Genomic DNA, 23,085 nt, shown 5'->3' on the forward strand with positions numbered 1-23,085 from the left:
CCCTGTGGGTTGGGTCGCTATCACTTGTCCAGTGTGGGAGCGGGCTTGCTCGCGAAGGGGCCATGACATCCAACACATTCATTGACTGTCAGACCGCTTTCGCGAGCAAGCCCGCTCCCACATGGACGAGGTGTGTCAGTTAGCGTTCATGCACGTATGTCCCCGGTGATGCTTCACCTGCCGCATAGGTCTTGTTGCCGAGTACGGTCGGGGCTTTTTTCAGCTTGCCCGAACGCTCGGCTTGCCAGGCCTGCCAGTGCAGCCACCAGGAGTCAGTGTGCTTGGTTGAGTTCTCTAACCAGTCGTTGGCATGGGCCGGCATGTCGGTGCTGGTCATGTAACGGGATTTCGGGTTGCCCGGCGGGTTCAGAATGCTCTGGATATGTCCGCTGCTGGACAGCACGAATTCGACCTTGCCACCAAACAGCTGCGCCGACTTGTAGCACGACTTCCACGGTGTGATGTGGTCGTTGGTGCCTGCCAGGGAGTAGACGTCTGCCGTAACCTGCTTGAGGTCGATCGGCGTGCCGCACACTTCCAGTGCATCGGGACGGATCAGTGGGTTGTTTTTGAACATTTCGATCAGGTCGCCGTGGAACGCCGCAGGCAGTCGGGTGGTGTCGTTGTTCCAGAACAGAATGTCGAAGACCGGAGGCTCGTTGCCCAACAGGTAGTTGTTGACCCAGTAGTTCCAGATCAGGTCGTTGGGGCGCATCCAGGCGAAGACCTTGGCCATGTCGCGACCTTCGAGCACACCGGCCTGATAGGAGTGGCGCTTGGCGGCTTCCAGGGTTTGTTCGTCGACGAACAGTGCGACCTGGGAATCAAGGGTGGTGTCGAGCACGCTGACGAGCAGGGTCAGGGCGTTGACCTTCTTCTCGCCGATCGCTGCGTAGTGGCCCAGCAGGGCGGTGCAGGTGATGCCGCCGGAGCAGGCACCGAGCATGTTCACGTCTTTGCTGCCGGTAATCGCGGTGACCACGTCGACCGCTTCCTTGAGCGCTTCGATGTAGGTCGACAGACCCCATTCACGCTGGGCCTTGGTCGGGTTGCGCCAGCTGACGATGAATGTCTGCACGTTGTTGCGCAGGCAGAAGCGCGCCAGGCTTTTGTCCGGGCTCAAGTCGAAAACGTAGAACTTGTTGATCTGTGGTGGCACCACCAGCAGTGGGCGTTCGTGCACTTGTTCAGTGATTGGCCGGTACTGGATCAGCTCCAGTACATCGTTGCGGAAAACCACCGCGCCTTCGGTGGTGCCCAGGCTCTTGCCGACTTCGAAGGCGCCCATATTGACCTGGCTCGGCATGCCGCCGTTGTTCACCAGATCCTTGGCCAGGTGGGAGAGGCCATCGAGCAGGCTTTTGCCGCCGGTTTCGAAGAAGCGTTTGACGGCAGCAGGGTTGGCCGCGCTGTTGGTCGGGGCCATGGCTTCGGTCATCAGGGTGATCACGAAGTGCGCGCGGGCGATGTCCTGCTCGGACAGTTTGCTGTCGCCGATCCAGTCGTGGAGTTCCTTGCGCCACGCCAGGTAGGTTTGCAGATAACGTTTGTAGAGCGGGTTCTGACTCCACGCCGGATCGTTGAAGCGACGGTCATCGCTTTCCGGTTGCAACTCGGATTTACCGAGCATCACGTTCTTGAGCTCAATGCCAAAGTGCGCGACATGCTTGACGCTGTGGATGGGTTGTTTGATGGCCTGGGTCAGCACCATGCGGGCAGAGGTAAGCAGATCCTTTCGACGCAAGCCGATGACCGGATTAAGCCCCAGGGTATTTTCCGAGGCTTGAAATTTCAGGTCATCGTTATTCTTGTTACTCATCTACGACGCTCCATTGTCCTGAGGCGAGTACCTGAGGCCTGCTGTGTAGTCACACAGCAAATGCCAGGTACTACTGCTCGGGTGACCGTTAATTGCGCAACACTACAAAATGCACAGAACTTGCCAGCTCCATTGGTTACCCGAGTTTAATTTTTTTCGCAAGCAGGCCGATCCTCGGCCACGCAGCCCAGCATTCAAACAGATGAAATTAGAAAATGCCCTCTAAAGAGCGAGAGCCTTGACCTAGAGCATCAGCTTGACGACAGACACGCTTGGATCGCGGGATTTTCCGGCGGCTTTGAGCTCGGCAAGATAGTCGTCCCAGAGTGCGTCATATCGTCGCGCCAGTTCGTACAGGTATTCCCAGGTGAACAGGCCGCTGTCGTGGCCGTCATCGAAGGTCAATTTCAGTGCGTACTGACCGGCCGGTTCGACCTTGTTCAGGCCTACGCCGATCTTGCCAAATTGCAGGATAGGTTTGCCATGGCCCTGGACCTCGGCGGAAGGAGAGTGCACGCGCAAAAATTCTGCGCTCAGGTGATAGACCTCATCGGGCGCGTATTTCAGCTCCAGGGTTTTCGAGGCTTTGTGCAGTTTGATATCGGTGGGGAGTTTGGTCATGACCTGTAGTCCGTCAGTGGGAGACCTGTTGGAACCTGATCTGCAAAACACCGCAGTTCAAATGTGGGAGCGGGCTTGCTCGCGAAAGGGGCATAACATTCAGCATCAACGTTGAATGTCAGACCGCTTTCGCGAGCAAGCCCGCTCCCACAGGTCCGCTAGCGCTGTAAGTATGGCTTACAGGATATAACGGGACAGGTCTTCGTTCTGCGCCAATTCGCCGAGGTGGCTGTTGACGTATGCAGCGTCGATGCGGATCGGTTCCTCGCTGTGGGTGCTGGCCAGATCAGAGGCACTGAACGACACCTCCTCGAGCAGGCGTTCGAGCAAGGTGTGCAGGCGACGCGCACCGATGTTCTCGGTCTTCTCGTTGACTTGCCAGGCGATCTCCGCCACACGCTTGATGCCGTCCGGCATGAACTCGATGGTCACGCCTTCGGTTTTCAGCAGCTCACGGTATTGCTCGGTCAACGATGCGTGCGGCTCGCTGAGGATGCGCTCGAAGTCTTCCGGGGTCAGGGCCTTGAGTTCGACGCGGATCGGCAGACGACCTTGCAGCTCGGGCACCAGATCACTCGGCTTGCTCAGGTGGAACGCGCCGGAGGCGATGAACAGGATGTGGTCGGTTTTGACCATGCCCAGTTTGGTGTTGACCGTGCAGCCTTCGATCAGCGGCAGCAAGTCGCGCTGTACGCCTTCGCGGGATACATCGATACCGCCGGAATTGCCACGCTTGGCAACCTTGTCGATTTCGTCGATGAACACGATGCCGTGCTGTTCGACCGCTTCCAGGGCCTTGGCCTTGAGCTCTTCGTCATTGACCAGGCGGCTGGCTTCTTCGTCGCGCACCAGTCTCAGTGCTTCCTTGACCTTGAGCTTGCGACTCTTGCGCTTGCCCTTGCCCATGTTGGCGAACAGGCTCTGCAACTGGTTGGTCATTTCTTCCATGCCCGGTGGCGCGGAGATATCGACGCCGGATACTTCGGCGACTTCGATTTCGATCTCCTTGTCATCCAGCTGACCTTCGCGCAGGCGCTTGCGGAACAGTTGGCGGGTGTTGGAATCCTGGGCCGGCGCGGCGTCTTCGTTACTGAAGCCCATGCGTGCCGGCGGCAGCAGTGCATCGAGGATGCGCTCTTCGGCGGCGTCTTCGGCGCGATGGCGAACCTTGATCATTTCCTGTTCGCGCAGCAGCTTGATCGCTGCATCGGCGAGGTCGCGAATGATCGATTCGACGTCACGGCCGACATAGCCGACTTCGGTGAACTTGGTCGCTTCGACCTTGATGAACGGCGCGTTGGCGAGTTTGGCCAGGCGACGGGCGATTTCGGTTTTACCGACACCGGTCGGGCCGATCATCAGGATGTTCTTGGGCGTTACTTCAACACGCAGCTCTTCAGGCAGCTGCATCCGGCGCCAGCGGTTACGCAGGGCGATGGCGACGGCGCGCTTGGCATCGTCCTGGCCGATGATATGGCGACTGAGTTCATGGACGATTTCGCGGGGAGTCATTGGCATAGTAATTGGCGGTCCTCAAGCAAGAATGAGCCGTGGCGCAAGGCCAACACAGGCTTACTCAGCGAGGTCCTGCTCCTCAATGGTGAAAGTGTGGTTGGTGAATACACAGATGTCGCCGGCGATGCCGAGCGCGGTTTCGACGATTTCGCGGGCTGACAGATCGGTTTTCTTCAGCAGGGCGCTGGCAGCGGCCTGCGCGTAACCGCCGCCGGAACCCATGGCGATCAGGCCTTCTTCGGGTTCAACCACATCGCCGTTGCCGGTGATGATCAGGGAGGCGTCTTTGTTGGCGACTGCGAGCATGGCTTCGAGGCGGCTGAGGGAACGATCGGTGCGCCATTCTTTGGCGAGTTCGACAGCGGCGCGAACCAGGTGGCCCTGGTGCTTCTCAAGCTGGCCTTCGAAACGTTCGAAGAGGGTAAAGGCGTCAGCGGTGGCGCCGGCAAAACCGGCGATGACCTGGCCGTGGTACAGGCGGCGAACTTTCTTCGCGTTGCCTTTCATCACGGTATTGCCGAGAGAAACCTGGCCGTCGCCGCCCATGACGACTTTGCCGTGGCGGCGAACTGAAACGATGGTGGTCAAGGGAAGAGTCTCCACGCAGCGGGGCGAAAATGCCTTATGCAAACTCATATGGGGGTGGTGGAGCGTTTTTCAACTGCAGGACGTGGCGGGGGACGAGCGGTGCGAGGCGCGTAGGAGCTGCCGAAGGCTGCGATCCTTTGATCTTGCTCTTGATCCTCAGTCAGCCGAATACCCGGAAATCTCCGAAAAGATCGCAGCCTGCGGCAGCTCCTACAGGGATGTATGTCTCCTGCGGGAGCTGCGGTGGCAGGTGATCAGCGGCTTTGGCGTTGTTGTAACAACAGGTTGCTGAAGCCGCTGCCGGCCAGTTGTTTCTGCGCAGTGGTCAGCTGTTCGCGGTTGCTGAACGGGCCGACCAGTACGCGGTACCAGGTCTCATCCTTCACCGTGCCGGACTCCACCGAAACCGCCTGGCCGAGCAGAATGATCTGTGCACGAACCTTGTCGGCGTCAGCTTGCTTGCGGAACGAACCGGCCTGCAGGAAGAACTTGGTCACCGGCGCCGCTTTCGTCACCGGTGGCGCTGGCGGCGGAGTGACGCCGCTCAGGGCTGCCTGCGCACGCGCGGTGTCGATCTTCGCCGCTTCTGCCGGAGTTACCGGCGCAACGGGCGCTACGGGCGCGGTCTGCGGCGTCGGCAGGGTTTTCTCCGGCACGGCATCCGGCGGCACGATGACTTCCGATTCCGGCAGCAAGGTGTAGAAGTCGTACTTCGGCTTCACCGGTTGCGTCGGGCTCGGCGGGGTTTTGTTGGCCTCGGCGATCTTGGTGGCTTTCTGTTGCTCCACTTTCTCGCGCTTGACAGTTTCGCTGCCCTTGCCCGGCTCCAGCTTCATCAGGAATACGATGAATGCACCCACGGTCAGGCCGATGGCCATCCATAGCCAGCCTGGAATCGGCTTTTTTGCAGGAGCTTGGTAACGGCTGGCGCCACGCTTTGGTGCTGGTTTTTTCTTGGCAGCCAACTTACATACGCTCCAGAGTTTCCAGGCCCAAGAGTTCCAGGCCTTGCTTGAGAGTGCGACCGGTCAATGCGGCGAGGCGCAAGCGACTTTGCATCTGTGCCGGTGTTTCGGCGCTGAGGATCGGGCAGTTCTCGTAGAAGCTGGAGAACAGACCGGCAACGTCGTACAGGTAGGTGCAAAGAATGTGCGGCGTGCCCTTGTCGCAGACGTTGTTCAGCACTTCACCGAACTGCGCCAGCTTGGCGGCCAGTTCGTGTTCGTGAGTGGCTTCGAGGACGATCTGCCCTTCGACTTCGCTGAAGTCCTTGCCGAGTTTGCGGAATACGCCGGCCACACGGGTGTAGGCGTACAGCAGATATGGCGCGGTGTTGCCTTCGAAGTTCAGCATCAGGTCGAAGTTGAAGCTGTAGTCGCTGGTGCGGTGCTTGGACAGGTCGGCGTATTTCACCGCGCCAATGCCCACGACCTTGGCAATGTTGCGCAGGTCGGCTTCGGCAAGTGTAGGGTTCTTTTCCTTCACCAGCGTGTAGGCGCGGTCCTTGGCTTCGTTCAGCAGATCGATCAGCTTCACGGTGCCGCCATCACGGGTTTTGAACGGACGGCCATCGGCGCCGTTCATGGTGCCGAAGCCCATGTGTTCCATTTCCATCGGATGGGTCACGAAGCCGGCCAGGCGGGCCACTTCGAACACTTGCTGGAAGTGCAGGGCCTGACGCTGGTCGACGAAGTACAGCGCACGATCGGCTTTCAGTACGCCGCTGCGGTAGCGGACAGCCGCCAGGTCGGTGGTGGCGTAGAGGTAGCCGCCGTCGGCCTTGACGATGATCACTGGCAGCGGGTCGCCGTCAGCGTTCTTGAATTCATCGAGGAACACGCACTGGGCGCCGTTGCTCTCGACCAGCATGCCCTTGGCCTTGAGGTTGTTGACCACGTTGATCAGGTCGTCGTTATAGGCACTTTCGCCCATCACGTCGGCCATGGTCAGTTTGACGTTCAACTGCTCGTAGATTTTCTGGCAGTGGGACAACGAGATGTCCTTGAACTTGGTCCACAGGGCCAGGCATTCCGGGTCACCGGCTTGCAGCTTGACCACCAGGCCACGGGCGCGGTCGGCGAACTCTGCGGATTCGTCGAAGCGCTGCTTGGCGGCGCGGTAGAAGTTTTCCAGGTCCGACAACTCGTCGCTGGTGATCGGGTTTTCTTGCAGGTACGCCATCAACATGCCGAACTGGGTACCCCAGTCGCCCACGTGGTTCTGACGGATCACCGTGTCGCCAAGGAACTCCAGCACGCGCGCCACGCCGTCGCCGATGATGGTCGAACGCAAGTGACCGACGTGCATCTCTTTGGCCAGGTTCGGCGCCGACAGGTCGACCACGGTGCGCTGCACCGGACCGGCCTTGCGCACGCCGACTTGGGTATCCGCCAGGGCAGCGTCCAGGCGCGAGGCCAGGGCTTGGGTGTTCTGGAAGAAGTTGAGGAAACCCGGACCTGCGATTTCGGTTTTGCTGACGTTTTCGTCAACCGGTAGCGCGGCGATGATTTTTTCCGCCAGATCGCGCGGCTTCATGCCGGCAGGCTTAGCCAGCATCATGGCGATGTTGCTGGCGAAGTCGCCGTGAGTCTTGTCACGGGAGTTCTCCACCTGAATCGCCGGCGTCAGGCCTTCAGGCAACACACCGTCGGTAACGAGTTGGGTGAGGGCTTGCTGGATCAACTGGCGAATGGTGTCTTTCATGGTCTTCTCTTTCAACCGCAGAGCGGCGGCGCATCAATGCGCAGGTGGAAAAACTGGGCATTATCCGTTGCGAAGTCGGGCTTGCCAACCTTAGCAGGCAGGTTATGGATATGTGGTGACAAATCCGACGCCATCGCGAGCAGGCTCGCTCCCACAGGGATTTTGTACCAGACACATAATAGGTGAGCACTGTAGATCCACTGTGGGAGCGGGCTTGCTCGCGAAGGCGATCTTCAAATCAATACAAATCGACAGGATCAACATCCAAAGACCAGCGCACCTGCCGCCCGCTCGGCATCTGTTCCAGCGCCAACAGCCAGGCACTCAGCAGTCGATGCAGCGGTGCCCGCGCAGTGGCTTGCAACAACAGCTGCGCACGATAACGCCCGGCCCGGCGTTCCATCGGTGCCGGCACGGGCCCCAGCAATTCGATGCCGGTCAGGTTGTGCTCGTCCAGCAATCGCTCAGCCTCGCTGCACGCTTCATCGAGGAAGCTTTCGGCCTGCCCCGGTTTGTGCGCTTCGGCCCGCAACAGCGCCAGGTGCGAGAACGGTGGCAGTCCGGCGGAACGACGTTCGCTCAAGGCCTGCTCGGCAAAGGCGAAATAACCTTGTTCGGTCAGTTGCACCAGCAGCGGGTGGTCAGCCAGGTGGGTTTGAATGATCACTTTGCCCGGCTCTTCCGCTCGGCCGGCGCGCCCCGCCACCTGCACGATCAGCTGGGCCATGCGTTCGCTGGCGCGGAAGTCGCCGGAGAACAGTCCGCCATCGGCATCGAGAATCGACACCAGCGTCACCCGTGGGAAGTGATGCCCTTTGGCGAGCATCTGCGTGCCTACCAGAATGCACGGATGACCTTTCTGAATAGTCGCGAACAGTTGATTCATTGCGTCTTTACGCGAGGTGCTGTCGCGGTCGACCCGCAACACCGGGTAGTCCGGGAACAGAATCCCCAGACGCTCCTCGGCGCGCTCGGTGCCGGCGCCCACCGGTCGTAAATCGACTTTGGCGCATTTTGGACAATGTCGAGGGACACGCTCGACGTAGCCACAATGGTGGCAACGCAACTCGCCGGAGCGCTGGTGCACGGTCATCCGCGCATCGCAGCGCTGACATTCGGACATCCAGCCACAGTCATGACAGAGCAGAGTGGGCGCAAAGCCGCGACGGTTGAGGAATACCAATACTTGCTGGCCAGCGGCGAGTGTCTGGCCGATCGCCTGTTGCATCGGGCCGGATATGCCGCTGTCCAACGGACGACTTTTGACGTCCAGACGCAGGAAGCGTGGTTGTTTCGCACCACCAGCGCGCTCGTTCAGGCGCAGGAGTCCATAACGGCCGGTATAGGCGTTGTGCAGGCTTTCCAGTGACGGAGTCGCCGAGCCGAGGACAATCGGGATGTTTTCCTGTCGTGCTCGTACCAACGCCAGGTCGCGGGCGTGATAGCGCAAACCTTCCTGCTGTTTATAAGAGCCGTCGTGCTCCTCATCGATGATGATCAGCCCGGGGTTCTTCATTGGCGTGAACAGCGCCGAGCGGGTGCCGATAATAATGTCGGCCTCGCCATCCCGGGCAGCGAGCCAGGACTCCAGCCGTTCGCGATCATTGACTGCCGAATGCACCAAGGCGATACGGGCATTAAAGCGCTGCTCGAAGCGCGCCAGGGTCTGCGGTCCGAGGTTGATTTCGGGAATCAGCACCAGCGCTTGCTTGCCGGCCTCAAGGGTTTCGCGGATCAGCTGTAAATAGACTTCGGTCTTGCCGCTGCCGGTAACGCCGGCCAACAGGAACGCATGAAAACTGTCGAAGCCTGCGCGGATCGCTTCATACGCGGCGCGCTGTTCCGGGTTCAGCGGCAGCTCCGGTTGCGCCAGCCAGTGTTCGTGACGCTCGCCGGGCGCGTGTTTGCGGATCTCCACCTGCACCAGTTCTTTGGCCAGCAGCAGGTCGAGACTGTCCTTGCTCAGCATCAACTTGCTCAGCAGTTGATGGGCGACGCCGTGAGGATGCTGGGCCAGCGTCGCCAGTGCCTCGCGTTGACGCGGAGCGCGGGCGATGCGCGGATCATCCAGTTTGGCGCCCGGGGTGATTGACCAGAAGCGTTCCTGGCGCGTTTCGGCCAGCTCACCCTGGCGCAACAGTACCGGTAACGCCCAGCTCAAGGTGTCGCCGAGGCTGTGTTGGTAATACTGGGACGTCCACAGGCACAGCTTGAACAGCGCTGCCGGTAGCGGTGGTGTGGCATCGAGCAGGGCCAGTGCCGGTTTGAGCTTATCGGCCGGGACTTCGCTGTGGCTGGTGACTTCCACCAGTATCCCGATCATCTCGCGGCGGCCGAACGGCACCCGCAGCCGCATGCCCGGATGCAAGTGCGCGCGCAGGACTCCAGCCGGGGCACGGTAGTCGAACAAGCGGCGCAGGGGCGAAGGCAGGGCGAGGCGCAAAATGGCGTCGGGCACGCGGGGGGGTCTCGATAAACAGGCAATAAGTGAAGGGCCGGGCGCTACTTGTGAGAGCGGGCTTGCTCGCGAAAGCGGTGTAACAGTCACCTGAGGCATTGAATGTTACGCCCTTTTCGCGAGCAAGCCCGCTCCCACAGGGATTGCGCTTGAGGCCGGGAGCCTAGCAGACGGTCGGAGTGGTGTCCTCCATCAGGAAAGCGTTCGAGAGCTGGCGAGTGGATCTTAATGTCAGGCAAGGCGCCGCGACGAGTCATAGCGCGCTATGGGGAGGAGCGGCAACGCCGCATGGCATTAAAAGCCGCCGCCTGAATCGAACGGCCTTTTCTGATGGAGGACACTTTGCATAGCTTGCGTGATTGCAAAGGTCTGGTAGAATCCGCGGCCTAATTACGTGCGGTATTCAACAATAGTGTTGAGTGGCGGCACGCTAGCCCGAGGAAGACACCATGAAAGCCGATATCCATCCAACATACGAAATCACCGCAGTTACCTGCAGCTGTGGCAACAAGTTCGAAACTCGTTCGAACCTGGCCAAGCCTCTGGCGATCGACGTATGCAACGAGTGCCACCCGTTCTACACCGGTAAGCAGAAGACTCTGGATACTGGCGGCCGTGTACAGAAGTTCGCCGATCGTTTCGGTGCTTTCGGCAAAAAAGCCTAAGGCTGATCATTTTGGAAAGCCGTTTCGGCTTCTCCGGATTGATGAAAAAGGCGTCCCTCGCGGGCGCCTTTTTTATGTCTGCGATTTGGCTTTCCAGTGCTCAGGCCTTCTGCCCGGCGCCCATGGGCCTGGAAGCCGTCCGCGTGCAACGCGTGGTGGATGGCGACACGGTGCGCCTGAGCGACGGCCGCAGCGTGCGCATGATTGGCTTGAATACCCCGGAACTGGGCAAGAAAGGTCGGTCCGACGAGCCTTTCGCCGTAGCCGCACGCCAGCGTCTGGAAGCTTTAGTGGCGACAAGTGACGGACGGTTGGGTTTGTTGGCGGGTCAAGAGGGCAAGGATCGCTACGGACGTACCCTGGCCCATCTCTACAGCGCCAACGGTGTCAATCTCGAAGCGCAGATGCTTGCCGAAGGCCTCGGTTACCAGGTGGCGGTGGCGCCGAACGTCGATTTGGTCAGTTGCCAACAGGCCGCCGAACGCACTGCGCGGCAGGCGGGGCTGGGGCTTTGGCGGCAGTCGCCTGTACTGAAAGCAGCGCAGATCAACACTTCGGGTTTTGCCGTGCTCAGTGGTCGTGTGAGCAAGGTTCAACGCAATCGTGGCGGCGTTTGGATCGAGTTGCAGGATTCGGTTGTATTGCGCGTTGCATCCAATCTGTTCGATCAATTCGATCTGGCGGCGCTGGAGCGGCTCAACGGCAAGCAGATCGAGGCGCGTGGCTGGGTGCTCGATCGCTCGCGGCGCGGTGGTTTGGAATCCGGTCAGGCGCGCTGGTTGTTGCCATTGACCCATCCGGCCATGCTGCAAGCAGTGCCGTAAAAAGAAATTGTAGACATTTTTTAATCTGATTGTGAACAGTTGAGCCCTTGTGTTCCGTGGCTCTTGGCCCAAAGTCATAGGGCAGGGCCCTTGACGGGGGTGACCGGTCAGTCTTGTGGGGACTTTGCGACGCGAGTATCCTCGGCGGTCCGTCGTTCAACAGTAAAAGCGGAATGCCCACATGTCTGATTTGAAAACTGCCGCTCTCGAATATCACGCCCATCCTCGTCCAGGTAAGCTGAGTGTCGAGCTCACCAAGGCCACCGCTACCGCCCGCGATCTGTCGCTGGCCTATAGCCCCGGCGTAGCCGAACCAGTACGCGAAATCGCCCGCGATCCTGAACTGGCCTACAAATACACCGGCAAAGGCAACCTGGTTGCAGTCATTTCCGATGGCACCGCGATTCTTGGCCTGGGTAACCTTGGCCCATTGGCTTCCAAACCGGTGATGGAAGGTAAAGGCGTGCTGTTCAAGCGCTTCGCCGGTATCGACGTGTTCGACATCGAAGTCGACTCCGAAAGCCCGCAAGCCTTCATCGACACCGTCAAGCGTATCTCCATCACCTTCGGTGGCATCAACCTGGAAGACATCAAGGCACCTGAGTGCTTTGAGATCGAACGTGCTCTGATCGAGCAGTGCGACATTCCGGTGTTCCACGATGACCAACACGGTACTGCGATCGTGACCGCTGCCGGCATGATCAACGCCCTGGAAATCGCTGGCAAAACCCTGCCGGAAGCCAAGATCGTCTGCCTGGGTGCCGGTGCTGCCGCCATCTCCTGCATGAAGTTGCTGGTGAGCATGGGTGCCAACATCGAAAATATCTTCATGGTTGACCGTACCGGTGTGATCCACTCCGGCCGTGACGACCTGAACCAGTACAAGGCTGTCTTCGCTCACGCGACCGACAAGCGCACTCTGACTGACGCCCTGAAAGGCGCAGACGTGTTCGTTGGTCTGTCCGGTCCGAACCTGCTGAGCGCTGAAAACCTGCTGCTGATGGCGGCCAACCCGATTGTGTTCGCGTGCTCCAACCCGGATCCGGAAATCGCCCCGGAACTGGCTCACGCCACCCGTAGCGACGTGATCATGGCTACCGGCCGTTCGGACTACCCGAACCAGGTGAACAACGTACTGGGCTTCCCGTTCATCTTCCGTGGTGCTCTGGACGTTCGCGCCAAGCGCATCAACGAAGAAATGAAAGTGGCTGCGGCCAACGCTCTGCGTGAATTGGCCAAGCTGCCAGTGCCTCAGGAAGTGTGTGACGCTTACGGTGGCATCAAGCTGGAGTTCGGTCGTGAGTACATCATTCCGAAACCAATGGATGCGCGTTTGATCACTGTGATTTCTGATGCTGTGGCCAAGGCTGCGATCGAGACCGGTGTGGCGACCCTGCCGTATCCGAAGAACTACCCGCTGAAAAGCGTGGATGATGTGTTCAACGGCTAAGCCGCTGTAGCGCTTCAACAGAAAGCCCCGGCTCTTGCGAGTCGGGGTTTTTTTATGCCTGTCTTTTGCTGATGTACACCAATCAAAACTGTGGGGCTGGCTTGCCTGCGAAGGCGGCCTGACAGCCGGCCTGTCTTTCGCAGATGTACTACCAATCAAAACTGTAGGAGCCAAGCTTGCTCGCGATGACGGCCTGACAGCCGACTCATCTCCCTCAGATGTCCCCCAATCAAAACTGTGGGAGCGGGCTTGCTCGCGAAGACGGCCTGACAACCGACCCATCTCCCGCAGATGTACATCAATCAAAACTGTGGGAGCGAGCCTGCTCGCGATGGCGGCCTGACAGCCGACCAATCTCTTGCAGGTGTACATATCCATTCCTGCGGTAACGGCTGCTTAGGGTTTCGCCCTTACGGCGCCTCACTTTTCCAGACGCCGAAAAGTAAGCAAAAGGCTTCGCCCCAAGCGTCCGGCACCTCGCCTAGGCTCGGCGTTCCCTCGCTCCGGTGTCCATCAGGGGGCATCGCCTACGGTCTGCTGCGCGACGACCTCCTCTCGAGGTGTCCGGCTACGCCGTACGGCGCTGCGCGCCAACCCCCTGATGAACACCTCCACTCGGCCTCCCGGAGGGGCGGGCAGGTCAAAAGCAAAGCACGGCGGCCTGACAGCCGGCCTGAGTGGTTGGGGCGCGCCACTTCATTGTGGGTGGGGAGATATTCGCAGGAGCTGCCGCAGGCTGCGATCTTTTGATCTGGCTCGATCGTTCCTGCGTTATTGGGATTTGTGTAATGCCCGTAGGAAGAGGCTTGAACTCGATGACAGCATCACGAGTAACGCAGAAACATCTGACATGTCTTTCAGGTTGCCGCTCGGAAGCACCGCGTCTAGCCTTTGGACGTCGCTACTCATTCAGCGACCGGATTTGACCGTCCGTGTAAATCAAGGCGCACCAGCGCCCAAGACCTATTTCAGGCGATTTTTCGTCTGGGGTATCGTGTCATGGTGGCTGTGCGTGGGACACCTTCGGGTGTGCCGGGTCCCTTGATTCCCGGTCTGTCAATCCGCGTACAGCTGCCACCTCCAGATGCTAAAAAGCCCCGCCTTCAAACGAAGAGCGGGGCTTTTGGGTGGGGCTGTGTGATCAGAACAAATCGATCGGCGCCGCTTCGTCCGCTGGTAGTGGGCTGCCCGGCGCATTGCCGTTGCCCAGCTCATTGACCGATGGTGGCGTGTCTTCGGACTTGAACAGCTCGAAGTAGGCGCCTGGCGTGCTTGGAGTGGCCGCACGGCCGCTGACCGGATCAACCCGCAGGCTGAGGATGCCTTCCGGTTCGGCCTGCGTGTGTGGTGGCTTGCCTTTGAGCGCAGCGCCCATGTAGTTCATCCAGATTGGCAGCGCGACAGTGCCGCCGAACTCGCGCTTGCCAAGGCTTTCCGGTTGGTCGAAACCGGTCCAGACCGTGGTCACGTAATCGGCGTTGTAGCCCGAGAACCAGGCATCCTTGGATTCGTTGGTGGTCCCGGTCTTGCCCGCGATGTCGCTGCGGCCCATTGCCAGGGCGCGACGCCCGGTCCCCAGCTTGATCACGTCTTCAAGCATGCTGTTGAGGATGAAGGTGGTGCGCCCGTCGATGATCCGTTCCGCGACGGCCGGGGCTTGTACGGTGGTTTGCGCCACCGGGGCTTCGCCTGGCGTCGGGTTGACCGTAAACGTGTTGCTCACCGGCGCTGCAATCCCGCTGCTGGCGATATCGCCCTTTGGCACGCTTGGCGGATTGGCGACGAACAGCGTGTCACCGTTGCGGCTTTCGATCTTGTCGATGATGTACGGGGTGATCTTGTAGCCGCCGTTGGCAAAGGTACTCCAGCCGGTGGCAATTTCCATCGGCGTCAGTGTTGCGGTGCCCAGCGCCAGCGACAGGTTGCGCGGCAGGTCCTGCTTGTTGAAGCCGAATTTGCTGATGTAGTCGATGGTGCGATCGACACCCAGCGCCTGGAGCAAACGGATCGACACCAGGTTGCGCGACTTGTAGAGCGCTTCACGCATGCGGATCGGGCCGAGGAAGGTGTTGGTGTCGTTCTTCGGACGCCAGACCTTGTCCAGGTACTCGTCGACGAACACGATCGGTGCGTCGTTCACCAGGCTTGCCGGGGTGTAGCCGTTGTCCAGCGCAGCGCTGTAGACGAATGGCTTGAAGCTCGAACCCGGTTGGCGCTTGGCCTGCATCGCGCGGTTGTAGTTGCTCTGCTCGAAAGCGAAGCCGCCGACCAACGCACGGATGGCGCCGTTTTGCGGGTCCAGCGAAACCAGCGCGCTTTGGGCGACCGGAATCTGGCTGAACTTCAGGGCGTTGTCCTGGCGCTGTACGCGAATCAGGTCACCGACCTGGGCGACGTCCGATGGCTGCTTCGGTGCCGGGCCCATGCTGTTGGTATTCAGGAAAGGGCGCGCCCATTTCATGCTGTCCCAGCTGACATGTTCTTCGCCGCTGCGGGTCAGGACCTGCACGCCGTTTTTCTCGACCAAGGTGACAATGGCTGGTTCCAGGCCGCTGATGGTGCGCTGCTTGGTCAGCTCTGTGGCCCAGGCGGCGGGCGTCTTGCCCGGCAGGCGGGATTCAGGGCCGCGGTAGCCGTGACGTTGGTCGTAGGTGACCAGGCCTTCATGAACGGCGGTGTTGGCCATTTCCTGGAGGTTGCTCGGCACGGTAGTGGTGACGCGGAAACCTTCGGTGTAGGCATCGCTGCCATAACGGCCGACCATTTCGGCGCGGGCCATTTCAGCGATGTACGGCGCGTTCACTTCCGGCGTCGGCACGTGATAGCTGGCATTCAGCGGCTCGTTGATCGCAGTCTGATACGCCGCCTCGTCGATTTTCCCGAGCTTGTACATGCGCCCCAGGATCCAGTCGCGACGTTCCTTGCTGCGCGCAGGGTTGGCCAGCGGGTTGAAGCGCGAAGGGGCTTTCGGCAGGCCGGCGATCATCGCCATCTGCGCCAGGCTGACGTCACGAATCGACTTGCCGTAATACACCTGCGCCGCCGCCTCGATGCCGTAGGCACGGTTGCCCAGATAGATCTTGTTCACGTAGAGCTCAAGGATCTCGTCCTTGGTCAGCTGACGCTCGATTTGCAGGGCCAGGAGGATTTCCGTGGTCTTGCGCGAGAAGCTGCGTTCGCTGCTGAGGAAGAAGTTCTTTGCCACCTGCATGGTGATGGTGCTGCCGCCGGATTGAATGTGTCCGCTTTTGACCAATTGAGTTGCGGCACGCATCAGGCTGCTGGGGTCGACACCATAGTGATTGGCGAAGTTGTCGTCTTCAGCACTTAGTAACGCATTTATGAAGTTGGGCGGGATGTCGGCGAAACGGATCGGCGTGCGGCGCATTTCGCCAAACTCCGCGATCAACTTGCCGTCACTGCTGTAGACCCGCAAAGGAATCTGCAACTGAATGCTTCTCAGCGCCTCCACGGACGGCAATCCAGGACTAAGGTAAAGAAAGGCGCCGCTCAGACCGAGGAGCAGTCCACAGAAAACGGCGACGATGGACCACCCGAAAAATTTCAGCAGACGAATCAAGGCTTTTGGACATCCAGGGTAAAGAATGAATTAGGCGTCAGGGCTTCAGGGTAAGCAAGGATCGGCCCGCGCTTGAGAAAGCGGAAAAAACGCTGGGCATTATAAGCATTTTTCCACCGAAAGCGCATTTGGCGCCGCTGTCAAGGCGCAGCTATTGAATGCAACGAACGATAAAGAGTCCGTAACTCACGGATAGTCATAGGGAATTGCAAGTGCCAGGACTCTTCAATAAAAAAAACCGCACACTTTTGGGGATCGACATCAGCTCTACCTCGGTGAAGCTGCTCGAGCTCAGCCGCGCAGGCAATCGGTACCGTGTCGAAGCCTATGCGGTAGAGCCGCTGCCGATCAACGCGGTGGTCGAGAAAAATATCGCCGATCTGGAAGGTGTCGGGCAGGCGTTGTCCCGGGTGTTGCTCAAGGCCAAAACCAGCGTCAAAAGTGTCGCGGTGGCGGTTGCCGGATCAGCCGTCATCACCAAGACCATCGAAATGGATGCCGGGCTTTCCCCGGATGACATGGAAAATCAGCTGAAGATCGAAGCTGACCAATACATTCCCTATCCCCTCGAAGAAGTCGCCATCGATTTTGAAGTACAGGGCGCCTCCCGTCGTAATCCCGAGCGGGTCGATGTACTGCTGGCAGCCTGTCGCAAGGAAAACGTCGAAGTTCGCGAAGCCGCGCTGGCCCTTGCCGGCCTGACCGCACGGGTCGTCGATGTCGAGGCGTACGCGCTGGAGCGTTCATTCGGCTTGCTGAAGGCGCAGTTGGCCGGCGTATCCGAGAGTTCGACGGTGGCCGTGGTCGACATCGGCGCCACCATGACCACCTTGAGCGTGTTGTCCAACGGCCGAATCATCTACACCCGTGAGCAGTTGTTCGGCGGTCGTCAGTTGACGGAGGAAATCCAGCGTCGCTATGGCATGACCGTCGAACAGGCCGGGCTTGCAAAAAAACAGGGTGGTTTGCCTGACGACTACGTCAGCGAAGTCCTGCAACCGTTCCGCGAGGCGCTGGTGCAGCAGGTTTCGCGATCGTTGCAGTTCTTTTTCGCCTCGGGCCAGTACAACGCGGTCGACTACGTCCTGCTGGCCGGTGGTACGGCCTCCGTCGCCGGGATGGATCGGCTGATCGAGCAGCGTCTGGGCACGCCGACGCAGGTGGCCAATCCGTTCGCGGACATGACATTGAGCAGCAAGGTCAACGCCGGTGCCCTGGTCAGTGATGCGCCGGCGCTGATGATTGCCTGCGGCCTGGCGCTAAGGAGTTTCGACTGATGGCGCGGATCAATCTTCTTCCTTGGCGCGAAGAACTGCGTGAGGAACGTCGCAAGCGCTTTCTGTTGGTATTGGCCGGCGTGTTGGTCGCGGCAGTCGGCGTGATTCTGCTGGGTGACCGATACATCAGCAGTGCCATTGATCGGCAAGTCGCGCGCAACGATTACGTCGCTAAACAAATTGCTGTGCTCGATGACCGGATCAAGCAGATCAGCGACCTTAAAGCCCGGCGCCAGCAACTTGTGGAGCGGATGCGGATCATCCAGGACTTGCAAGGCAACCGGCCGGTCAGCGGGCGGATCTTCGATCAATTGGCGCGCACCCTGCCAGACGGGGTGTATTTCACCAACGTGAAAATGGTCGATAAAACGCTGTCCATCAGTGGTGCGGCCGAATCGAACAATCGCGTCTCGGACCTGATGCGTAACCTTGATGCGTCCGACTGGTTCGAGGCGCCTAGCCTGACCGAAGTCAAAGCGACCACGGCCGGTGCGCTGGATCAAGCCAACGTGTTCCAGTTGAGCGTTCGTCAGACTCAACCGACCGCAGCGGAGGACGCGAAATGAGTCCGGCCGAATGGTTCGAAAGCTTGCGCAAGGTCGATATCAATGACCTGGACCTGAGCAACATGGGCTCCTGGCCCGCGGCGGTCAAAGGCCTGGTAGTCGGGCTGCTGATGGTTCTGGTGCTGGCGCTGGGCTACAGCTTTTACCTCAAGGAGCTTGAAGATCAGCTCGAACAGTCCCGTGCCGGGGAAATCACCCTCAAGGAACAGTTCGCGAGCAAAGCACACCTCGCGGCCAATCTGGAGCGCTACACCGAGCAGATGAAGGAGATGGAAACCTCCTTCGGCGTGCTGTTGCGGCAATTGCCCGGCGATACCGAAGTGCCCGGTCTGCTGGAGGACATCACCCGGACTGGATTGGGCAGCGGGCTGGAGTTCGAAGAGATCAAGCTGCTGCCGGAAGTCACCCAACAGTTCTATATCGAGCTGCCGATTCAGATCACCGTCACCGGCGCCTACCATGATCTGGCGACCTTCGTCAGTGGCGTCGCCAGTCTCCCGCGAATCGTCACCCTGCACGATTTCAACATCGAGCCGGTCGTTCCGGGCAGCGGCTCGAAACTGCGCATGAACATCCTGGCCAAGACCTACCGTTACAACGACAAGGGGCTGCAGAAATGAATGCGGCCCGATGGTTTTCGCTGGCTGTGTTGTTGGGGAGTCTCCTTGGTTGTGGCAACGGTAACGACTTCAGCGATCTGGATGCCTACATGAACGAGGTGCGCCTGCGCCCGCCCGGCAAGATTGAACCTGTGCCGACGTTCAGATCGTACGAAACCTTCACCTATAACGCTGCGTCGTTGCGCAGCCCGTTTTCGCCACAGGTCAAGGTCGATCTGGCAGGTCGAAAACAGGGCTCGCGCAACGTCAAACCCGATCCGAAGCGGATCAAGCAATACCTCGAAGGTTTCAACATCGAGCAGTTTGAAATGGTCGGCACCATCTCCAATGCCTCAGGCGCTTTCGCATTGTTGCGCGGTGCCGGTGGGGTGCATCGACTGAAGGTCGGTGACTACCTGGGTCGCAATGATGGCCGGATTGTGGCCATCAGTGACTCGCAAGTCGATGTGGTCGAAATCGTTCCCGATGGCGAGGGTGCCTGGCTGGAACGACCGCGGACTATTCCTTTGAAAGAGCACTCATAGTGGAACTCGAATCATGAACAGGATCCTTTCAACCCTCGGTTTTTCGCTATGGATGGCGCTGCTTTCACCGATGGTACAGGCGGCCAATCTCAAAGCGCTGGATGTCGCCGCGCTGCCGGGGGATCGCGTCGAGTTGAAACTGGCTTTCGATGGGCCACCGCCCGCGCCCCATGGCTACACCACCGATCAACCGGCACGAATCGCCCTCGATTTACCGGGTGTGAGCAGTCAGCTGACAAGCAAGACTCGTGACCTGGGGGGTGGCAACGCCCGCAGTGCGACGGTGGTCGAGGCCAAGGAGCGGACGCGCTTGATCATCAACCTGACGCAGTTGACGCCATACAGCACACGAGTCGAGGGCAACACGCTATACGTGGTGGTTGGGCAGGCCACTGCTGGCGCTCAGAAACCCCGGCCCGCCGCACCGCGTGTGGCCAGCGGCATTCCCGCTCCTGCCAAGACCTACGCCCCCGTAAACAAGGCTATTCGCGGTGTGGACTTTCAGCGCGGTGAGCAGGGTGAAGGCAATGTCGTCATTGATTTGTCAGACCCGGGTATCAGCCCGGATATCCAGGAACATGACGGCAAGATCATCCTCAACTTCGCCAAAACCCAGTTGCCTGAGCGCTTGCGGGTTCGTCTGGACGTCAAGGATTTCGCCACGCCGGTGCAGTTCGTCAACGCCAGTGCGTCTTCCGATAAAGCCAGCATCAGCATCGAACCCAGCGGCGCATTCGACTATTCGACTTACCAGACCGATAACAAGCTGACTGTCAGCGTCCGCCCGATGACCGTCGACGATCTGCAGAAACGTAACGCAGAGCGCTTTGCCTACAGCGGCGAGAAGCTGTCGTTGAATTTCCAGGACATCGACGTGCGCTCGGTACTGCAACTGATCGCCGATTTCACCAACCTCAATCTGGTGGCCAGTGACACGGTGCAGGGCGGCATCACCTTGCGCCTGCAAAACGTACCGTGGGATCAGGCACTGGATCTGGTGCTCAAAACCAAAGGGTTGGACAAGCGCAAAATCGGCAACGTCCTGCTGGTAGCACCGGCAGAAGAGATCGCTGCCCGCGAGCGCCAGGAGCTGGAGTCACGCAAACAGATCGCCGAACTGGCGCCATTGCGCCGTGAGCTGCTGCAGGTCAACTACGCCAAGGCGGCGGATATCGCCAAGCTGTTCCAGTCGGTGACCAGCGCCGAGGCGAAAATTGATGAGCGCGGTTCGATCACTGTCGACGAGCGAACCAACAACATCATTGCCTACCAGACCCAGGATCGCCTGGATGAGCTAAGACGGATCGTCGCTCAGCTGGATATTCCGGTGCGTCAGGTGATGATCGAGGCGCGGATCGTCGAAGCCAACGTCGACTACGACAAAAGCCTCGGCGTGCGCTGGGGCGGCTCGGTCCGCAATAAGGGTAACTGGAATACCTCCGGGGTCAGCAACGGGGCCAACGCCTCATCGACCATTGGTACGCCGGGCAGCACCAGTACCAACTCACCGTTCGTCGACATGGGCGCGGCGGGAAATACATCAGGGATCGGCATCGCCTTCATCACCGATAACGTGTTGCTGGACCTTGAGCTGACCGCCATGGAGAAGACCGGTAACGGGGAAATTGTCTCTCAACCCAAAGTGGTCACCTCCGACAAGGAAACCGCAAAAATCCTCAAGGGCACGGAAATTCCCTATCAGGAAGCCAGCTCCAGCGGCGCGACATCGGTGGCGTTCAAGGAGGCCTCGCTGTCTCTGGAGGTGACGCCACAGATCACCCCGGACAACCGCATCATCATGGAGGTCAAGGTCACCAAGGATGAGCCGGACTACCTGAACAAAGTGCAGGATGTGCCGCCGATCAAGAAGAACGAGGTCAACGCCAAGGTACTGGTCAACGACGGCGAGACCATCGTCATCGGTGGGGTTTTCTCAAATACTCAAAGCAAGGTTGTAGATAAGGTGCCATTTCTCGGTGATGTGCCGTATCTTGGCCGCCTTTTCCGGCGTGACGTGGTGTCGGAGAAAAAATCCGAGCTGCTGGTATTTCTCACTCCGCGTATCATGAATAACCAGGCGATTGCTGTGAGTCATTGATTCTGTGCGAAATTTGATTCTTGTTGGGCCGATGGGTGCTGGAAAAAGCACCATCGGTCGCTTGTTGGCCAAAGAGCTGCGCCTGCCGTTCAAGGATTCCGATAAGGAAATTGAATTGCGCACGGGCGCCAATATCCCGTGGATTTTCGATAAAGAAGGCGAGCCCGGCTTTCGTGACCGCGAGCAGGCGATGATCGCCGAGCTGTGCGCGCTCGATGGTGTGGTGCTGGCGACGGGCGGTGGCGCAGTGATGCGCGAAGCCAATCGTCGGGCGCTGCACGCCGGCGGGCGAGTGGTTTATCTGCACGCCTCGGTCGAACAGCAGGTCGGGCGCACCGCGCGTGATCGCAATCGTCCACTGCTGCGCACTGCAGACCCGGCAAAAACCCTCCGGGATTTGCTGGCGTTGCGCGATCCGCTGTATCGGGAAATCGCCGACCTGGTGGTGGAAACCGATGAGCGGCCGCCGCGAATGGTGGTCCTGGACATCCTGGAACGCTTGCAACAGCTACCTCCCCGTTAATGCGCAGAACGAAATGCGCTATCCTCGGCTCCGGTCATGACGGCTCAAGGGTGTGGCGCATGGCTGGTGGGCAGCGTCACACAAGCAGATGTTGCCAGTCGATAATGTAAGGCAGGACGCCTGATTCCAACTTCACTGTGGGGACACATGCAGACACTTAAGGTCGATTTAGGCGAGCGTAGCTACCCGATCCATATTGGCGAAGGGTTGCTGGATCAGCCCGAACTGCTGGCGCCGCATATCGCCGGGCGGCAAGTCGCGATCATCTCCAACGAGACCGTTGCGCCGCTGTATCTAGAGCGTCTGACCCGCAGCCTTGCTCAGTTTTCGGTTATTTCCGTGGTTCTGCCCGACGGCGAAGCCTTCAAGACCTGGGAAACCCTGCAAACCATCTTTGACGGCCTGCTGACTGCACGCCATGACCGCCGCACCACCGTGATTGCCTTGGGCGGCGGTGTGATTGGCGACATGGCCGGCTTTGCCGCCGCCTGTTACCAGCGGGGTGTCGATTTCATCCAGGTTCCGACCACCTTGCTGTCGCAAGTCGACTCCTCGGTGGGCGGCAAGACCGGTATCAACCACCCGCTGGGCAAAAACATGGTCGGCGCCTTCTATCAGCCGAACGTCGTGTTGATCGATACCGCCACACTCAATACCCTGCCGGCCCGCGAGCTCTCTGCTGGCCTGGCGGAAGTCATCAAATACGGGTTGATCTGCGACGAGCCGTTCCTCACCTGGCTCGAAGACAACGTCGATCGCCTGCGGGCGCTGGATCAAACGGCCCTGACCTACGCTATCGAACGCTCCTGCGCGGCCAAGGCTGCTGTGGTCGGTGCCGACGAGCGGGAGTCCGGTGTGCGCGCCACTCTCAACCTGGGTCATACCTTCGGCCACGCCATCGAAACCCACATGGGCTATGGTGTCTGGCTACATGGTGAGGCGGTGGCTGCCGGCACTGTAATGGCCCTGGAAATGTCTTCGCGTCTGGGCTGGATCAGTGCCCAGGAACGTGATCGTGGCATTCGCCTGTTCCAGCGTGCCGGGTTGCCGGTTATCCCGCCGCAAGAGATGACTGAAGCCGATTTTCTCGAACACATGGCAATTGACAAGAAAGTAATCGACGGTCGTTTGCGACTGGTGTTGTTGCGCCGCATGGGCGAAGCCGTAGTGACCGACGATTATCCGAAAGAGGTTTTACAGGCCACGCTGGGAGCGGATTACCGCGCCCTGGCTCAGCTTAAAGGTTAATAAGAT

The 23,085-nt window shown here is 59.5% G+C and carries 18 protein-coding genes; 10 read left to right on the plus strand and 8 right to left on the minus strand.

Annotated elements, in window-relative coordinates; translation table 11 throughout:
- Positions 1 to 139: 139 nt before the first annotated feature.
- From phaC to ACIPIN_RS21760, 7 genes are all read right to left on the minus strand, one after another.
- Entirely contained in the window at positions 140 to 1,819 is a 1,680-nt protein-coding gene (gene phaC / locus ACIPIN_RS21730; protein ID WP_401121935.1) for a class II poly(R)-hydroxyalkanoic acid synthase, read from the minus strand.
- Positions 1,820 to 2,062: 243 nt separating this feature from the next.
- Positions 2,063 to 2,440, minus strand: a complete 378-nt coding sequence (locus ACIPIN_RS21735; RefSeq protein WP_262112569.1) for a DUF971 domain-containing protein — start codon at positions 2,438 to 2,440, stop codon at positions 2,063 to 2,065.
- 177 nt (positions 2,441 to 2,617) lie between these two features.
- Positions 2,618 to 3,958, minus strand: a complete 1,341-nt coding sequence (gene hslU / locus ACIPIN_RS21740; RefSeq protein WP_401121937.1) for an ATP-dependent protease ATPase subunit HslU — start codon at positions 3,956 to 3,958, stop codon at positions 2,618 to 2,620.
- 54 nt (positions 3,959 to 4,012) lie between these two features.
- Positions 4,013 to 4,543, minus strand: coding sequence for an ATP-dependent protease subunit HslV (gene hslV / locus ACIPIN_RS21745; protein ID WP_007899242.1), 531 nt, complete (start codon positions 4,541 to 4,543; stop codon positions 4,013 to 4,015).
- 254 nt (positions 4,544 to 4,797) lie between these two features.
- Complete coding sequence (locus ACIPIN_RS21750; RefSeq protein ID WP_401121941.1) at positions 4,798 to 5,508, minus strand: SPOR domain-containing protein; 711 nt, start codon at positions 5,506 to 5,508, stop codon at positions 4,798 to 4,800.
- 1 nt (position 5,509) lies between these two features.
- Complete coding sequence (gene argS, locus ACIPIN_RS21755; RefSeq protein ID WP_401121943.1) at positions 5,510 to 7,246, minus strand: arginine--tRNA ligase; 1,737 nt, start codon at positions 7,244 to 7,246, stop codon at positions 5,510 to 5,512.
- A 238-nt stretch (positions 7,247 to 7,484) separates the two neighbouring features.
- A complete protein-coding gene (locus ACIPIN_RS21760; RefSeq protein ID WP_401121946.1) occupies positions 7,485 to 9,704 on the minus strand; it encodes a primosomal protein N' in 2,220 nt (739 codons plus the stop codon).
- A 449-nt stretch (positions 9,705 to 10,153) separates the two neighbouring features.
- Between ACIPIN_RS21760 and rpmE the strand changes: the two genes are divergently transcribed.
- The 3 genes from rpmE (at position 10,154) to ACIPIN_RS21775 (ending at position 12,643) form a co-directional block, all read left to right on the plus strand.
- Positions 10,154 to 10,369, plus strand: coding sequence for a 50S ribosomal protein L31 (gene rpmE, locus ACIPIN_RS21765; RefSeq protein WP_054595223.1), 216 nt, complete (start codon positions 10,154 to 10,156; stop codon positions 10,367 to 10,369).
- 41 nt (positions 10,370 to 10,410) lie between these two features.
- Entirely contained in the window at positions 10,411 to 11,193 is a 783-nt protein-coding gene (locus ACIPIN_RS21770; RefSeq protein ID WP_401121972.1) for a thermonuclease family protein, read from the plus strand.
- A gap of 181 nt (positions 11,194 to 11,374) precedes the next feature.
- Positions 11,375 to 12,643: a malic enzyme-like NAD(P)-binding protein gene (locus ACIPIN_RS21775; RefSeq protein WP_401121948.1), complete on the plus strand. Its 1,269-nt coding sequence runs from the start codon at positions 11,375 to 11,377 to the stop codon at positions 12,641 to 12,643.
- A gap of 1,141 nt (positions 12,644 to 13,784) precedes the next feature.
- Here ACIPIN_RS21775 and ACIPIN_RS21780 read toward each other — a convergent pair.
- On the minus strand, positions 13,785 to 16,220 hold the full coding sequence (locus ACIPIN_RS21780) for a penicillin-binding protein 1A (RefSeq protein WP_401121974.1): 2,436 nt from the start codon (positions 16,218 to 16,220) through the stop codon (positions 13,785 to 13,787).
- A 215-nt stretch (positions 16,221 to 16,435) separates the two neighbouring features.
- On the opposite strand from ACIPIN_RS21780, the gene ACIPIN_RS21785 reads away from it, so the two are divergent.
- The 7 genes from ACIPIN_RS21785 to aroB all read left to right on the plus strand — a co-directional run bounded on the left by ACIPIN_RS21785 (position 16,436) and on the right by aroB (position 23,079).
- On the plus strand, positions 16,436 to 17,500 hold the full coding sequence (locus ACIPIN_RS21785) for a pilus assembly protein PilM (RefSeq protein ID WP_401121950.1): 1,065 nt from the start codon (positions 16,436 to 16,438) through the stop codon (positions 17,498 to 17,500).
- Complete coding sequence (locus ACIPIN_RS21790) at positions 17,500 to 18,066, plus strand: PilN domain-containing protein (RefSeq protein WP_401121952.1); 567 nt, start codon at positions 17,500 to 17,502, stop codon at positions 18,064 to 18,066. Before ACIPIN_RS21785 ends, ACIPIN_RS21790 begins: the two co-directional genes overlap by 1 nt.
- Positions 18,063 to 18,686 carry a type 4a pilus biogenesis protein PilO gene (gene pilO, locus ACIPIN_RS21795; protein ID WP_401121954.1) on the plus strand — a complete coding sequence of 208 codons (624 nt, stop codon included), beginning with the start codon at positions 18,063 to 18,065 and terminating at the stop codon, positions 18,684 to 18,686. The genes ACIPIN_RS21790 and pilO overlap by 4 nt, the downstream gene beginning before the upstream one ends.
- Positions 18,683 to 19,210 carry a pilus assembly protein PilP gene (locus ACIPIN_RS21800; RefSeq protein ID WP_401121957.1) on the plus strand — a complete coding sequence of 176 codons (528 nt, stop codon included), beginning with the start codon at positions 18,683 to 18,685 and terminating at the stop codon, positions 19,208 to 19,210. Before pilO ends, ACIPIN_RS21800 begins: the two co-directional genes overlap by 4 nt.
- Positions 19,211 to 19,223: 13 nt before the next feature.
- A complete protein-coding gene (pilQ, locus tag ACIPIN_RS21805; RefSeq protein ID WP_401121958.1) occupies positions 19,224 to 21,308 on the plus strand; it encodes a type IV pilus secretin PilQ in 2,085 nt (694 codons plus the stop codon).
- Positions 21,309 to 21,312: 4 nt separating this feature from the next.
- Positions 21,313 to 21,831 carry a shikimate kinase AroK gene (gene aroK / locus ACIPIN_RS21810; protein WP_054595232.1) on the plus strand — a complete coding sequence of 173 codons (519 nt, stop codon included), beginning with the start codon at positions 21,313 to 21,315 and terminating at the stop codon, positions 21,829 to 21,831.
- A gap of 147 nt (positions 21,832 to 21,978) precedes the next feature.
- Complete coding sequence (gene aroB, locus ACIPIN_RS21815; RefSeq protein WP_401121961.1) at positions 21,979 to 23,079, plus strand: 3-dehydroquinate synthase; 1,101 nt, start codon at positions 21,979 to 21,981, stop codon at positions 23,077 to 23,079.
- Positions 23,080 to 23,085 lie beyond the last annotated feature (6 nt).

Origin of the sequence: Pseudomonas sp. NPDC087697 (genome assembly GCF_044743155.1) — a bacterium.
Classification (GTDB): Bacteria; Pseudomonadota; Gammaproteobacteria; order Pseudomonadales; family Pseudomonadaceae; genus Aquipseudomonas.

Coding starts and splice junctions, on each gene's coding strand:
- phaC (WP_401121935.1), bottom strand. CDS start 1,819: ATGAGTAACAAGAATAACGATGACCTGAAATTTCAAGCCTCGGAAAAT.
- ACIPIN_RS21735 (WP_262112569.1), bottom strand. CDS start 2,440: ATGACCAAACTCCCCACCGATATCAAACTGCACAAAGCCTCGAAAACC.
- hslU (WP_401121937.1), bottom strand. CDS start 3,958: ATGCCAATGACTCCCCGCGAAATCGTCCATGAACTCAGTCGCCATATC.
- argS (WP_401121943.1), bottom strand. CDS start 7,246: ATGAAAGACACCATTCGCCAGTTGATCCAGCAAGCCCTCACCCAACTC.
- rpmE (WP_054595223.1), top strand. CDS start 10,154: ATGAAAGCCGATATCCATCCAACATACGAAATCACCGCAGTTACCTGC.
- ACIPIN_RS21770 (WP_401121972.1), top strand. CDS start 10,411: ATGAAAAAGGCGTCCCTCGCGGGCGCCTTTTTTATGTCTGCGATTTGG.
- ACIPIN_RS21775 (WP_401121948.1), top strand. CDS start 11,375: ATGTCTGATTTGAAAACTGCCGCTCTCGAATATCACGCCCATCCTCGT.
- ACIPIN_RS21790 (WP_401121952.1), top strand. CDS start 17,500: ATGGCGCGGATCAATCTTCTTCCTTGGCGCGAAGAACTGCGTGAGGAA.
- pilO (WP_401121954.1), top strand. CDS start 18,063: ATGAGTCCGGCCGAATGGTTCGAAAGCTTGCGCAAGGTCGATATCAAT.
- ACIPIN_RS21800 (WP_401121957.1), top strand. CDS start 18,683: ATGAATGCGGCCCGATGGTTTTCGCTGGCTGTGTTGTTGGGGAGTCTC.
- pilQ (WP_401121958.1), top strand. CDS start 19,224: ATGAACAGGATCCTTTCAACCCTCGGTTTTTCGCTATGGATGGCGCTG.
- aroB (WP_401121961.1), top strand. CDS start 21,979: ATGCAGACACTTAAGGTCGATTTAGGCGAGCGTAGCTACCCGATCCAT.